Genomic DNA, 14,138 nt, shown 5'->3' with positions numbered 1-14,138 from the left:
CCACTAAAACAAAACCATCTCCTTAAATTGACGATTAGGAGCATTTAGTCAATTTTTAGAGGTGCCCTGAATAGAATCAATTCAAATTTTTTTATTAATTATATGGCAATAATCAAAATTCATTTACTAAAACCGGGGATGGTGCTTGCCGAAGGGGTTAAAAATCATGCCGGTTGAAAATTGTTTCCTGAAAGAACCCAACTGACGGAGGAACACATTTTAAACCTCAAAGCCTGGGGAATTCCAGGAGCGAATATACAAGGTGATGACCTTGGATCTACACTGGAGCCTGAAAATATAGATCCTCTAAAACTTGCGAAGGCCAAAAAGGAAGCCAAGTCTCTGTTCCGGCATTCCAATCAGGATCATCCTGCCGTGGCCGAGTTAATGCGCTTGTTTTGCTTGAACCGATTGCAGAAAATTCCGGGGAATGGAAGATTTGATGTTCAGTAATCCACAGGATTATATAAAAGGGTCCGTGCGGTTATCGTCACTTCCCCAGATTTATTTCAAAATCAACGATGTAATCAACGACCCTGAAAGTTCTTTCGGAGATGTCGCAAAAATTATCAGCAACGATACTTCGCTCTCCCTCCGGTTGTTAAAAATTGTAAACAGCTCCTTTTATAATTTTCCCTCAGAAATAGACACGATTTCCCATGCAATTTCCATCGTGGGGACCGCCCAATTGCGTGACCTGGCGTTGGCAACGATGGTTTTGACAGCTTTTGGAGATTTTCCCGAGGAATTCATCAACATGGAATCCTTTTGGAAACATAGCGTTGGGTGTGGTGTTGCGGCCTGGGTCATTGCCTTAAATTGTAGTGAAGCCAACCCCGAGCGGTATTACCTGACTGGAATACTACATGACGTGGGCCGTTTGATCCTTTTTGAAAATCATCCTGAGAAAGCCAGAAAAATCATGGAACGGTGTCACGCGGAAAGCAAAATTGCTTACCAGGTGGAGCGGGAGGTTTTAGGGTTTGATCATGGGCAAATTGGAGCGGCCTTATTGGCTGAATGGAGGCTTCCTCCGAATTTGGGAGATGTTGTCAAAAATCACCACAGTCCTCTGGAAGCCACTGAGTATTTCAAAGAAGTGGCAATTTTGAATCTGGCGGATTTGATCACAAAAAGTATGGAATTGGGTTCCACGGGAGACGTTTTGATTCCTCCTTTAGCACCGGAAATCTGGGAGAAAATCGGGATGCAGGTTGATTCTCTTCCCTTATTATGGCAACAGATCCAAAATCAATATGATGAAACCATCGAGATTTTTTTGCCGGAATAACAAGCATGGATAAATTTGAAGACATGGGCGTGGATTCTATGGAGAAAATTAAATCCCGGGTGGATTACCTCGAAAAAACCAATAGCTGGTATTTCATTGCATTGGAGAGGTTGGCCTCTTTGTGGGACATGGATAAAGATGTCAAGTTGTATCGGGATCCTAAATTTCTTTTCGCGAATGCCCGGAAGCATTTGCAACAGTTCATGAAGTTTCGCACCCTGGCCTTTTATCTGGTGGAAGAACCGAACAACCAGTTTTTGCTGGAGGATTGTTACCCCGAGTCGGACCGGGGGTTCGTAGAAAAGGAAGTGCTTTATCAGATTGAACAGGGGAACTTTGCCTGGGCGCTGAGACAAAGTCGTCCTTTAGTGGTGCCAGATCAGAATTCAGACAGTGAATTGATCCTTCATAGGGTGGCCACCAAATCGCGGGTGGCAGGGATGTTTGTGGGAAGATTTGAAGGAGATGTTCACAAGGTTCCTGTAGAGCAACTCAATTTAATTTCTATTATTCTTTCCAATACGGCTTATGCGATTGAGAATGGTTCGCTTTTCAAACACGTCCAAAACCAAAACTTGAACCTGGAAAAAACTGTCAAGGAACGGACGCAGACTTTGGAAAATCAAGCCCGGCAATTGAAAAATGAAATTGCAGAACGGACAAAAATTGAGGAAGAACTCAAACGCAGCAATCAGGATTTACAGGATTTTGCCTCCATCGCCTCGCATGATCTGCAGGAACCTTTGCGTAAGGTGGTTATGTTTGGAGATCGATTGAAAGATCAATTTTCAGAGGCAATGAACGAAAAAGCTCTGGATTTTTTGGTGCGTATGGGAAATGCCGCTTCCAGAATGCAGACGTTAATTGATGAGCTGCTCCTATATTCCAGAGTCGGCACCAAAGAGGAGCCTTTCAAAGAGACAAATTTGGAAAAAATTATCAGGGATGTATTGTCTGATCTGGAAAGCCGGATCACCCGGTCAAAAGCAAAGGTCCATATGGAAGCGCTCCCGATCATCGAAGCTGACGGGATTCAGATGCGGCAATTATTTCAAAACCTGATCGGCAATGCCTTGAAATTTCACAAAAAAGATATTCCTCCAGAGATAGTGATCCGTGGCCACATGAATGGGGCGAGCGTTTGTGAAATCCTTGTTAAGGATAATGGCGTAGGATTCGATGAAAAATATGTCCAGCGGATTTTTAAACCCTTCGAACGCCTGCATGGAAGAAGCGATTACGAAGGTTCGGGCATGGGGTTGGCCATTTGTCAAAAGATCGTTAAACGTCATGGCGGGTCTATCCATGTTGAAAGCAAACTCAATGAAGGTTGTAAATTCACTGTAACCCTCCCTATCAAACAGCCAGCAGTGGAACGGAGGGAAGTTGGCTGACCTTCATCCCAGCGTGCCGCTGGACCCAGTATTTACATGCGATGCGTTTATGGCTGACTGAATCCCGCTTCGCGCCGAATAAAAAACCTTGATGATGATCGTCTACAGCAATGACGAAGGCGATGGTTAGACGACAGGCTCTGGACAAAAAAGAACTCTTTTTTAAACTCCCCCCTTCAGGTTCCTCTATTACCAGATTCTCCTTTATCTCAACAGATTTCAAAGAAATCTGATAACTGCCCTTGAATTTGATAAAATCCATTCATTAGACAAACTCTTGCCCTGGGGGATTCCGCCGGCACGCAAGGGGGGCATTTTTTATCAGATGAAGAGAACTTTTCTAAAGGACTTGAAAGATTGATCAAACGCCAGGACATTGAACAGATCGAAAAGCAAGGGCTGGCTCCCTATGCCATCAAAAGCGGTGAAAGCCAGGGACGTCAGTACCCGGAAGAGGAGCACCTTTACCGGACCCGTTTTCAGCGGGATCGGGACCGGGTCATTCATTCGTCTGCGTTTCGTCGGCTGGAATACAAAACCCAGGTCTTCGTATATCACGAAGGGGACTATTATCGCACCCGGTTGACGCATTCGCTGGAAGTGGCGCAAATCACACGCTCCATTTGCAAATCCATGCAATTAAATGAGGATCTGGCGGAAGCCATTGCCCTTTCACATGATTTAGGGCACCCTCCTTTTGGCCATAACGGGCAAAGTGTTCTCAATGAGCTGATGAAAGAGCATGGAGGCTTTGAGCACAACAAGCAGAGTCTCAGGATTGTGAAACTGCTTGAAAAAAAGTATCCAGAATTTAAAGGTCTCAATCTGACCTGGGAAGTTTTGGAAGGGATCAGCAAACACACGAAGGATACGGAGAACCCCATTTCCAGGAATGCAGGATTCCGATACCCTTCTTTGGAAGCGCAGGTGGCGGACTGCGCAGATGGAATCGCCTACAACGCCCATGACCTGGACGACGGAATCACTTCCAATCTATTGGATATTGACAAACTCCGGGAGGTGGCCTTATGGAGAGAAAACGAGAAACTGCTGGATGAGAAATATTCGAATCTGGACTTTAAGCTCAAAAAATATCAGATCGTTCGTAGAATTATCAACGACCTGATCACGGACTTCAGGGAACATACGATTCAAAACTTGACGCGATTAAATATGCGAAGCCCCGACGATATTCGTTCGGCACCGCAGCGGGTGGCGGGTTTCGGGCCGGAGATGGATGAGAAGAACAAGGAGTTGAAAAAATTTCTTTTCAAGAATATGTACACGCATCGAAGGGTCATGCGGATGGAGTTTAAAGCTGAACTTTATCTAACGGAGATTTTCAAGGCCTACAAAAAATTGCCCGTGTTGTTACCGGAATCTTCTGAAAAGCAAACTGAGTCTCTGGAAAGAAAAATCTGCGACTATGTTTCTGGAATGACCGACCGCTATGCCATCAGCGAATACAAAAATCTGTTCACTCCGGATGAACGGGATTAGAATCTTTCTGGAATTGTCTGCAACTATTCTTCTTTGTGAGGGGGGCGGCGGAGGCTCACGAAATTCCAGACTATTCCAGGTCACCATTCCTGCAAATAATGCAATGTTTTTTCCTCTTTCCTTTGTGCCAGTCTTACGTCGAAATCGTTAGCGATTTTTCTTAGATCAACGATATCGGTTGGTTCCTCTTTTATATTTAGTTGAGAGGGGATGGTCTGAGGTTTTTCCCTTTCGAGTTGCTTTATTTTTTTTAAGGCTTCCTGGAGGTGGGATTTAAAATTTTTTACTTCATTTTTTGCTTTTTGAAGTTCTTCATTCCTCACCTCCAACTGATAATTTTTTTCTCGCAGCAGGTGGATGGCTTTTTCTTTGGTGGTTTGCAAGGTTTTAAATTCCTCCCAAAATACCTCCGTGTCGCCGGACAGCGCCAGAATCTTATTTCTGAATTGATCGAATTGCTCTTTAGTCATAGGAGTCGATCTCACTATTTCATTTCCATTGAATATTTCGGTTTTACCTGAAGGATATTTTAAGATGAAACCAAATGATTCGCGGAAAATTTTTCATAAGAGCCGTTTTTCTAATAAGATTTTAGATGTGAGCGCATGGAGAGGTTTGTAAAAAGATACCTGATTTTTTTTCATGATTTGCCAAAGTATTTATTGGTTATTGGTATTCTTCTTCGTGATCGCGGAATTCGTTTGCCAGAGTTTGTTTGACGAATCGAGGTACCCGGCCTCTGGAAAACTTTCCAATGGTAATTTCATGGCTCAGGTCGTTGAACTTTCTCCAGTGTTCCTGCCGCAATTCCTGACTCGAAATCAGCTTTTTTATTTTTCCCTTGGGATTAAGAACTCTTACTTCATGTATCATGTTGCACCTCCGCGAATGAATGGTTGTAATTACTATGAGTCGTGAGTGAAGCAACGTAATTTCTATACCTAAGGTAACTATGTTTTATTTGTGCGTGAAGGAAACCAATCACAAACTTTTGTGATATTCATTACATTGATTAATAAGGGGTTCTTTAGGGTACAATGTCTGGATTTAAAATTTTGGAACCCGTTTTTTGAAAGCGTATGAATATGATTCGTTCGGTTTGTGTATTTTGTTCTTCCAGTGAGTCTGTAGATGAAGTCTACAAGGCCACAGCGACCGACCTGGGGCGCCGATTGGGTCGTCTGGGTTTGAATCTTATTTATGGGGGCGCTTCAATTGGATTAATGGGTTGTGTTGCCCGAGGCGTTCATGAATCCGGAGGAAAAGTTACGGGGGTGTTGCCGGAATTTTTTAAGATCAAGGAAATTGAATATGGGGAAGCAGATGAATTGATCGTGACCAAAGACATGCGGGAGAGAAAGGCGGTCATGGATCAAAAGTCGGATGCGTTTATCACCCTTCCCGGCGGAATCGGTACTTTGGAAGAGGCAATGGAAATTCTGTCCATGAAACAACTCAAATTAACCAACAAGCCGCTGGTGTTCATCAACACCTGTAATTTTTATGATGGGTTGATTGAAAACTTACAGGAAATGGTCGATCTTAAATTTGCCAAGCAAGAGACGATAGACTTGTTTGCGGTGGAGCCCGATCCGGAAGCCGCATTGCAGTATATTCTGGATTACCATCCGCCGGAGATTCCCAGCAAGTGGTTGTGAGGATTTATTAAGGAAGAGGGATCGGGACAAGCCGGTGTCAATTGGCCTGGACGGTAAGATCCGGGTGGACCGCTTCTTTCAGAAAATTTTCGATGTAACTCAAGGTTCCGGTTGTGGAGCTGGGGCAGCTCCCACAGGCCCCCTGGTAATGAATTTTTATAACGGTGCCTTCGATTCCAAGAATATCCAGTCCGCCGCCATCGTTGGACAGGGCGGGGCGGATCGCGACATCCAGAAGAGCTTCAATCACTTCCGTCTTTTGCTTTTCGGAATAAGTACTGAATTCATCTTTTTTGAAACCTTCGAGAACGGGGTCGATTGCGGGTTTGATTTCTTCAGTCACCTTTACAGCTTCGTAAAAATGCAGATGGTTTTCGATGGTTTCGCCAACGATTTCCATGACCGTATGCCAGCCGACCACTTTGGATTTCGTGACGGTCACATAATTTTCTTTTAGAAATACGTTTTCAACTCCAAAAATTCCGAACAGGGCCTCGCCCAGCGGATCGCCTTTGGCTTCCTCGGCTGAATTGAAAGTTTTGGTTGCTTCAGCAATGACCGGGCCGTTCATTATGAATTGAAAGGCGTCTGGATTCGGCGTGGGTTGCACACGGACGACATGAAAATGTTTTTCCTTGGCGGGTTCAGCTTCTCCCATGGCAGGAGCGGTAGAGGGTTCCTTCGTTTCCCCTGCGGGAATGCCAAACATTTTCTGTAACCAGCCTCTAAACGAGCCCATCAGTATCTCCCCGGCACAAACAAAGTCCGTTATTGATTTTTAGCAAGGTGTCATTAGGATTCATCGCATGGAACCAACGATTCATGAAATTTTCAAAAGTGTTGCTAGGCATTGTAAACCCTTTTTACTCAAACTAGGGGGAAAAGCATCTGTTCTGATTTATTTAGCCCTGTTTTCATTTTCCAGTGGAACCGAACCCCTGGCTCCCACGGGTGGTTTCTTCCAAACTTTCTACAGGGATAAAATCAACTTTTTCATATTTCTGGATGATGAGTTGCGCGATTCGGTCACCTTTTTTGATGCAATAGTCTTCATCCGAATGGTTGAATAGAAGCACTTTGACCTCTCCCCGGTATCCGGAATCAATCACCCCGGCTCCGCAGTCGAGAGCATGTTTGACCGCCAGTCCACTCCGGGGCCAGATCAACCCGACATGGCCCGCAGGAAGTTTTAAACGGATGCCAGTGGCAACCAGTTTTTTTCCCCGAGCCGGAATCGCTTCTTCTACAGAGGACCGGAGGTCCGCTCCGGCATCTCCCGCATGCGAATAAACAGGAACATATTCACCGGATACTTCACATTTGGGGTTTGAAAAGTCCAGCATGAAGGCGTCCAACTCCTTTTATTCAGAGGTTTACTATAGTTCAAGCGGTGGTTAATGGCAAGCGAATCCTCAAACTCAGAAGGTTTGGAGGCCAGGAAAAATCTCTTTGCCGTTCCTGTCGATTGAAATGTTTTAAATTTATTTAGAGAAAATGAAAACCGCCCCGCCCATCCAAAAAAACAACTCACTATAAAACCAAAAGACTCCCTATGCCTGTCCTTGACAACAAGCCACCTATACGCGGATCAAACATTTGGACCGGGCGAGACGGTTAAATTCAAAGAAAGGAGGCGGGTTACTATTTCCCCAAACGAATTTATGTCCAAAATTCCCTGGGTATAAAAAGAGGTTCCACTACTATACGCCACTTGGAAGGGCTTCTTCTGCCAAGAAAAACGGAGGTCCCGGCTGGCGCTCAAAACATTAGGGGTTTTGGGAAGGGGGGTGGGACTGGGGACCATTCCAAAAATACCACGATCGGTTGCAAAATTTTTGGGATGAATCTTAACTAACATATGGACATCTCTCTTCTAGTAACCCGCCGATGGAAGTTCTTATTCACTCATTATTTTTATCTGTATTCGGATATTTTTAAGCCTTCCAGTTCGATAAACCTTAAAATTTAATTCTTAAAGATTCTCTGTAGACGGCTTAAAATCACTTTATTTGGTGTAGCTTGTGAAACGTAACACTACATATAGTGGCTGTCAACTATAAAAATACATTTACCCCCCCCCATGCCTAATAAAACGTATTAACTTTCAATGAGATAGGTGGGTAAATTTTTTTCATGTAATAACTTGGCGTCTCCTTGCCACCACATAATGTGTAAAAAAAATAAATACTGCCTACATATGGGGGATTATATAAATAAACTCGAATATTTGGAATTTAATCGGATCTGAGAGTTTTACCTTCAAAATATCTCTACGGCAATACCTCTGATAACCTTAATATGTGGCCGCTGAAGCGACCTTTAAAAGGATTGACGCACGGGAAGACCTCTCCCGGCATTGTGGAAATTTGCCCGTGGCTGGCCAGGAAATCGGATTTGCGGATTAGTGGAACAGGTAAAAAATGCCTTTTTGATCGACTTTACTGTAATGACCGCCTTTTCCACATTTCACCAGAAAAAAACAATCCTGCGATCCCAGGTCACACATAAATTCAATGTCCAAGTCTTTACTTTCACATTTTGGACAGCCATTCTTTTCAATATGTTCTTTAACGCTCTGAAAAATATCCCGGTTTTGATCATAATCTTCGGTGACTACGAATTTGTAATGACAGTGTCCACATACTGCATGGTAATCACAAGGTGAATGGGGCGAGTCACAGCTGAGGTTGACTTGAAACCTTGAATTCAGACATACAGGGCAGGGTATTTTTGAGACTAACGATTCAATAGCTTCAAGTTTGTTCATGATTTGGACTCCTTATATACATTTTTCCTATCTGAGAGAGAGTATTTGTCCCACCACGATTAGGGTTGTCCTTAGCTCTTAAATATAGGTCGCTTGCTAAAAGAAATCCTTTCATTTTATTACAAATGCAGTATTGAGGCTGGATTGAAGGTCAATGAACTTATTAATCGGAAGCTGGATACCCGGAAAAGCGTGGAATATCTCGTTGGGAAATGGCAATGGCCGGGGATAAGGAGCAACTCAGCGATAGTATTTTAATCGTTGAATTTTTGCAAATCCTTTGGCAGGCTTTCGAGGAACAGGCTCTTGATGGTATAAAGGTCAGAAACTCCATCCACCCTGGCATAGTACTCTGCCTTATCCTTAACTTTTTTCCCAACGATAACCAGGCCGATTTGCTGACCCTTTTCTTTCCGAATGGTTACTGAAACCGTGGGCTGGTCCAGACCGGATTCTTTTACGTCGAGAGGAGGGCTGACGACCGATTCGTATTCCAGATTGTTGAGTGACCAGAGAATATCGTTGCCGATAAATTCCTTCACGTTTTTAATTGTCTCCGGTTGAGTGAGGTTCCAGGTCTTTCCCTGCCTTTGTAGTTCAAAAGACTGGCGGGGATATTCGATTGAAATCTTTTCGACTTCCTCTTTCTTGAAGCTCAGAAGCTGTTTATTTTTCAGATCGTGAAGAGAACGAAACAGTTTGTCAATGGTGTCCGCAGCAATCGTGAAAACAGTAGAGTCTCCCGTGCGGCGGGCAAAGAAATGTTTTTCATCGCTGGATTTATTTCCCAGTTCGAGAGTCCACAATTTTTCATTGCCCATGCTCACGGTAAAAACTTGCTTTGGCTCGTCCAGTCCAAAAAGCTCAGGATTTTTTAGGGAGGTCTTTACAAATTCTGTGATTCTAGCCCCTTTCAAGTCGAACAGCAGACTGTTGAGGGTTGCTGAGTCCGCATCGGATTCAATGGGTTTTTTAATGGCCCAATGTGATGCGTCCTGCTCATTCCGGGCCACAACAATCTCATCCTCCTTAGTTCGCAATTGAATTTGGGACACATTTTTTTCCTCAAACTCAAGGAGGGTCTTGCTTATGAAATCGACCGGTTTTTTGGAAAGCGTATCGACGAGTTGATTGCCAAATAATACGACATTGTTTGCGCCTTCGACTTTGCCATAAAACCCTTCATCATCATCCAGTTTGCCTCCTACCAAAAGAGTCATGGCTGTCTTGTTCTCGCCCGAGGTTTCAAGGGTCAATTGTGCGGAGGGAGCGTCCAGGCCATATTGAGTGAGGGACTCCGGATTCTCGTCTATAAACCTCTTGACTTGGAATTTTTGAACCTTGCTGAGAAAACTTTTGATGTCACCGCTATCGCCTTTAGCTTTGATGCCGTTAGCAATTTCCCATTGTTCATTTTGTTTGGTCAGTCGAAACGATTGCCCATCGTTTTGAAATTTGATTTGTGCGATCTCCTCCACCTTGAAACCCAGAAGGCTTTTGTCTCTAAAATCGAAAAGGGATTTGTCCAGATCCTGTCTCTTGGCGGTCGCCAGCAAGACCTTATTTTGCTCCTCCTGTTTGACATAAAGGTTCTGGGTCATGGGGTGGTCATCGCCGACGAGCAGAGTCTGTTCTCCCTGGTCTTTTAGCCGCAGGCGGATGGTCAGGGAAGGGGCTTGCAACCCGTAAACGGCAAGATCCTTTGCGGAGTCTTCCACGGTTCGGGAATAGCGGGCCGATTGCAGAAAGGATAAAAAGGAGTTGACTGTTTGACCGTCGGCTTTTGCCCTGACAGGCTCCAGTAGTTCCCAGGTGTCGGGGCTTGTGCGTTTGAGATACAGGGTCTGATCTTTTTTTACCAGGCGAAATTCTTCCACTTGCTCAGTTTCAAACAGCAGAATTTTTTCAGCGCGTTCTTTTTCCTGAGTTTGTTTTTTCACCGCTGGAACGTCAACCAGGTAGTAATAAAGAACGATGCCGAGAAACGCGGCAGCCATCCACAGCGTTCCCTTAAATTTCATAGACGCCGCCTCGTCCACCAATTGCGGATTCCGGCCAAAACGATCACGCCGGGGAAAATAATGGTTCCCAAGAGAAAGATGGCGCTTCCCCAGTCACTGGTCAAATGGATGGGGGTGTCTTTTCTTTCCTTCGGGCGGATGGCGATCAGGTTTTCCTCTTCCGCCAGCCAGGAGGCGGTGTTGAGAAAAAAATCACCGTTTCCTGAAAAATTAAAATAGGTGTTGTTGGCAAAATCGGAATCTCCGATAACCATCAGGTTACCTTTTTTGGGAGATTGTTTTTTACTATTTTGGTTTTCATCCTCACTCGGAGTCGGTGTTTTTTCCGAGACAATTTTTTTCGATGCGATCACCGCGATGGTGATAGGGCCTTTTTGATCCACGCCTTCATCAAACTTGACCTTTTTGCCGGCGAAGTCGATTTCCGCCCAGCTGTTTTCCCCTGTTTGCAACAATTCATCCACTTCAATGCCTTCCGTCTGCTTAGCGGTCACCGACCGGAGGACGGGAAAGATGGTGGGCAGGGAGAAATTTTTAGTGATGTCGTGGATCATATACTGGCTGACCACGGGAGCCGCATAATCGCCACCAAAAAGTTTAGACATGGGATCGATCACAATGTCTTCCCGCAACCCAATGCCCCAGTGGTTTAAAAAATCTTCCAGGCCGGATTTCGTTTGCGGGTCGAGAAGCAGAAGAATGGAACCGCCTTTCTGGAGAAATGCTTCCAGGGCTTTCTGCTCTTGAGGGAGCAGGGGTTTTTCCGGCCCGGCGATCACCAGCGCATCCGCATCGCTCGGAACGTTTGCGGTTTGCAGAAGAAGAAGTTTTTCCACCGTGAACCCATCCCGTTCGAGAGCTTGTTTCGTCGAAGAATATCCCTGGCCTTCAGTGTTGTCAGGGTCGCGTTCTCCGTGGCCTTCGAGAAAGTAGATTTTCTTTTTTTCGTCCCGGGTCACTTTTAAAAGGGCATTGGTGACACTTTCTTCCTTCGGGTTCTGAACTTTGGTTTCCTGCTTGCCGCTTTCCAGGACCACGGTTCCGTAAGTCGTGATGCCGTATTGTTTGACGATGGCGGGGTTTTTATCCGGGTCCACAAAAGACAACGTGATTTTGTTTGACAGGCCGAGGTAGCCGTCCATCAGGTTCTTAAAGTCCGCTTTGATCGGCGACTCGCCTTGGAAAAACGCCGTCATCGTGACTTCCCTGGGCAGATTCGAGACGATCTTTTCGGTTTGCGGGGCCAGGGTAAATATTTCGCTGGAGGTAAAATCAAACCGCTGTTTGTGACGGTTGGAAATTAGATTGGCAAAAACCAGAATTCCCAGAAAAACACAAAAGAGTATGACGGTGTTCATTCCATAGAGGGCTGTCCGGGATTTGATCCCGCGTTTGATGGCGTCCCGCTCTGAAATTATATAGACCAATGCATTGACAAGTGAGATGCCTCCAGCGGAAGCGATCCATAGAGTCTGTTGAGGAGCGACGATATAAATAAACAGGCAGGAAAGCCCTAGCATTAAGGCGACCCATCCTGAAATGGCATTCCATAATTTCATTTTTTTATCTCCATCTTTGTGAATCGAGCACCCGGTGCGTCAAAAATAAATTGAGAAGGATGAAGGATAAATAGTAAATCACATCGCTGGTATCGACGATGCCTTTCAGAAAACGTTGCATGTGATCGATCAGGGAAAGAAACTGCAATACCTCGCCCAATCCGGCGCTGGCCGCTTGCGAGGCCCAGCCGATGATCCACATGAACAGGGACATGCCAAAGGCGATGACCGCCGCGATGATCTGATTGTCCGTCAGCGAAGACGCGAACACGCCCATGGCCACATAACAGCCCGCCATGAGCAGAGTGCCCAGGTAGCTTGTAACGATGGGGCCGATTTCCGGTTCTCCTAATAGCAACAAAAACCCGATGGAATAGGAGGACAGCAGGATCATGACTGTCACCACCGTCATGCAGGCCAGAAATTTTCCGAAAATGATTTCTTTAAGGTCGATGGGTGAAGACAGAAGAAGCGTGTAAGTTTTGCTTTTCTTTTCATCGGCAAAACTGCGCATGGTCAAAATGGGAATGATCAATAGCAGGGTCACTGCCATGTTGTGGAAAGACGGTTCGATCACCATTTCGTTGAGGTTCAGGCCGATGTTCATGCCGCGAAACTGACCCGCCTGCACACTTTGAAAACTGAAAAATGTCAGGATTTGGGAAAATATAAAACTGTAGATCACCAGGAATACAGTGGTCACCACATAAAATACCGGGGAGTTAAAATAAGAACCCATATCTCTTTTTGCGATTACCCAGGCATTTCTCATACATCGACTCCCTTTTTCTCTTTATTGGGTTGGTTTTCTTCCAGGGTCAGGCGCAGGAAAATATCCTCAAGGGTCATTGAGACGATTTTCAACTCTTCGATTCCCCAGGAATTCTCAAGGGCCAGACGCGCCACCTGATCCTGAAGATGAGAGCCCATCTCGCTTTCAACCAAAAACTGGCCTTGCTTTTCTGTTTTGACGGAAATGACGTTTTCCAGTGCGCCCAGTTTCTCAGAAATTCCGTTTTGGCTGTTACGCACTTTCAAGATAAAGCGTTCACTCTTGTTTAAAGATGAGGTCAATCCTTCCAGGGTGTCTACCGCAGCGATTTCCCCTTCATTGAGGATGATTACCCTTTTGCAGATCTGAGTGATTTCGGGAAGAATATGCGAACTCAGTATGATGGTGTGTGAGTTTGCCAGTTCCTGTATTAATTTTCGAATTTCAATGATCTGGATCGGGTCGAGGCCGATGGTGGGTTCATCGAGAATGAGAATTTCCGGATCATGAATCATGGATTGGGCCAATCCCACCCGTTGCTGAAACCCCTTGGACAGGCGTTTGATGATTCGATCCCGGACATCTTTTAATACGCATTTCTCCAGGACCCGGTCCACGGCGGCTGAAACTTTTTTGGATGGAACCCGGCGGATCCTGGCCGCAAACTGGAGATAGCTGGTTACGGTCATGTCCGGGTAAAGGGGAGGTGTTTCCGGAAGGTAGCCGATTTTTTTGCGGATCTCCATTGATTCTTCAAAGACATCGTGGCCGCAGATTCTTGCGGACCCGCTGGAGGCTGGCATGATACAGCAAAGAATATTCATGGTGGTGGATTTCCCCGCTCCGTTGGGACCGAGAAACCCGACCACTTCCCCCTTGTTGACGTTGAAGGTGATGCCCTTGATTGCGGGCCGGGGACCGTAAAACTTGGTTAAATTTTCGACTTCAATCATGGACTCGTAACGACTCCGGAAAATAAATCGGTATATGGAGGAAAACCTTCATGAATTTGATGAATCGACAGGAAGATCAGTTTGCTGGTGATATTGAAGCGGAAACACTTTTCATAAAAAATAGCACAGTAAATATTTTTGCTTCAATTAAATTTTTTTAATCAAAAGAATTCCTCGTAGCTCTGCTACGGGGTTTCCTTTCACATTCCCCTCCTTTGCAAGG

The 14,138-nt window shown here is 45.2% G+C and carries 15 protein-coding genes; 5 read left to right on the top strand and 10 right to left on the bottom strand.

What is annotated here, in order from left to right; translation table 11 throughout:
* Positions 1-180: 180 nt before the first annotated feature.
* Genes O3C58_13095 through O3C58_13085 form a run of 3 tightly spaced genes read left to right on the top strand, consistent with a single transcriptional unit; the run spans position 181 to position 2,685 of the window.
* Positions 181-453 carry a hypothetical protein gene (locus O3C58_13095; protein ID MDA0692789.1) on the top strand — a complete coding sequence of 91 codons (273 nt, stop codon included), beginning with the start codon at positions 181-183 and terminating at the stop codon, positions 451-453.
* Positions 443-1,291, top strand: coding sequence for an HDOD domain-containing protein (locus O3C58_13090; GenBank protein MDA0692788.1), 849 nt, complete (start codon positions 443-445; stop codon positions 1,289-1,291). Before O3C58_13095 ends, O3C58_13090 begins: the two co-directional genes overlap by 11 nt.
* 5 nt (positions 1,292-1,296) lie before the next feature.
* Entirely contained in the window at positions 1,297-2,685 is a 1,389-nt protein-coding gene (locus O3C58_13085; protein MDA0692787.1) for an ATP-binding protein, read from the top strand.
* Here the strand turns inward: O3C58_13085 and O3C58_13080 are convergent.
* Positions 2,648-2,947, bottom strand: a complete 300-nt coding sequence (locus O3C58_13080) for a hypothetical protein (GenBank protein MDA0692786.1) — start codon at positions 2,945-2,947, stop codon at positions 2,648-2,650. The genes O3C58_13085 and O3C58_13080 overlap by 38 nt on opposite strands.
* Positions 2,948-3,042: 95 nt before the next feature.
* On the opposite strand from O3C58_13080, the gene O3C58_13075 reads away from it, so the two are divergent.
* On the top strand, positions 3,043-4,185 hold the full coding sequence (locus O3C58_13075; GenBank protein ID MDA0692785.1) for a deoxyguanosinetriphosphate triphosphohydrolase: 1,143 nt from the start codon (positions 3,043-3,045) through the stop codon (positions 4,183-4,185).
* Positions 4,186-4,265: 80 nt separating this feature from the next.
* On the opposite strand, the gene O3C58_13070 is transcribed toward O3C58_13075, so the two are convergent.
* Together O3C58_13070 and O3C58_13065 are read right to left on the bottom strand one after the other, a co-directional pair.
* Positions 4,266-4,655, bottom strand: a complete 390-nt coding sequence (locus O3C58_13070) for a hypothetical protein (protein ID MDA0692784.1) — start codon at positions 4,653-4,655, stop codon at positions 4,266-4,268.
* A gap of 196 nt (positions 4,656-4,851) precedes the next feature.
* The gene (locus O3C58_13065; protein MDA0692783.1) at positions 4,852-5,058 is read right to left on the bottom strand and encodes a hypothetical protein; all 207 of its coding nucleotides are present in this window, start codon (positions 5,056-5,058) and stop codon (positions 4,852-4,854) included.
* Between the two features lie 206 nt (positions 5,059-5,264).
* Here O3C58_13065 and O3C58_13060 point away from each other — a divergent pair, with 206 nt between their 5' ends.
* Positions 5,265-5,843 (top strand): TIGR00730 family Rossman fold protein, encoded by a 579-nt coding sequence (locus tag O3C58_13060; protein MDA0692782.1) that lies wholly within the window; start codon positions 5,265-5,267, stop codon positions 5,841-5,843.
* Positions 5,844-5,880: 37 nt separating this feature from the next.
* On the opposite strand, the gene O3C58_13055 is transcribed toward O3C58_13060, so the two are convergent.
* The 7 genes from O3C58_13055 to O3C58_13025 all read right to left on the bottom strand — a co-directional run bounded on the left by O3C58_13055 (position 5,881) and on the right by O3C58_13025 (position 13,915).
* Positions 5,881-6,582 (bottom strand): NifU family protein, encoded by a 702-nt coding sequence (locus tag O3C58_13055; protein MDA0692781.1) that lies wholly within the window; start codon positions 6,580-6,582, stop codon positions 5,881-5,883.
* 175 nt (positions 6,583-6,757) lie between these two features.
* A complete protein-coding gene (gene dut / locus O3C58_13050) occupies positions 6,758-7,186 on the bottom strand; it encodes a dUTP diphosphatase (GenBank protein MDA0692780.1) in 429 nt (142 codons plus the stop codon).
* A gap of 1,058 nt (positions 7,187-8,244) precedes the next feature.
* A complete protein-coding gene (locus O3C58_13045) occupies positions 8,245-8,610 on the bottom strand; it encodes a hypothetical protein (GenBank protein MDA0692779.1) in 366 nt (121 codons plus the stop codon).
* A 254-nt stretch (positions 8,611-8,864) separates the two neighbouring features.
* Positions 8,865-10,631 carry a DUF4340 domain-containing protein gene (locus tag O3C58_13040; protein ID MDA0692778.1) on the bottom strand — a complete coding sequence of 589 codons (1,767 nt, stop codon included), beginning with the start codon at positions 10,629-10,631 and terminating at the stop codon, positions 8,865-8,867.
* A complete protein-coding gene (locus O3C58_13035) occupies positions 10,628-12,190 on the bottom strand; it encodes a Gldg family protein (GenBank protein MDA0692777.1) in 1,563 nt (520 codons plus the stop codon). Before O3C58_13035 ends, O3C58_13040 begins: the two co-directional genes overlap by 4 nt.
* A 4-nt stretch (positions 12,191-12,194) precedes the next feature.
* Positions 12,195-12,962 (bottom strand): ABC transporter permease subunit, encoded by a 768-nt coding sequence (locus tag O3C58_13030; protein MDA0692776.1) that lies wholly within the window; start codon positions 12,960-12,962, stop codon positions 12,195-12,197.
* Complete coding sequence (locus O3C58_13025) at positions 12,959-13,915, bottom strand: ABC transporter ATP-binding protein (GenBank protein MDA0692775.1); 957 nt, start codon at positions 13,913-13,915, stop codon at positions 12,959-12,961. Before O3C58_13025 ends, O3C58_13030 begins: the two co-directional genes overlap by 4 nt.
* Positions 13,916-14,138: the final 223 nt, after the last annotated feature.

It is taken from the genome of Nitrospinota bacterium (assembly GCA_027619975.1).
GTDB lineage: Bacteria > Nitrospinota > Nitrospinia > Nitrospinales > VA-1 > JADFGI01.
The sequence above is the reverse complement of the archived record's forward strand: the minus strand, read 5'-3'. Positions and strand labels throughout refer to the sequence as shown.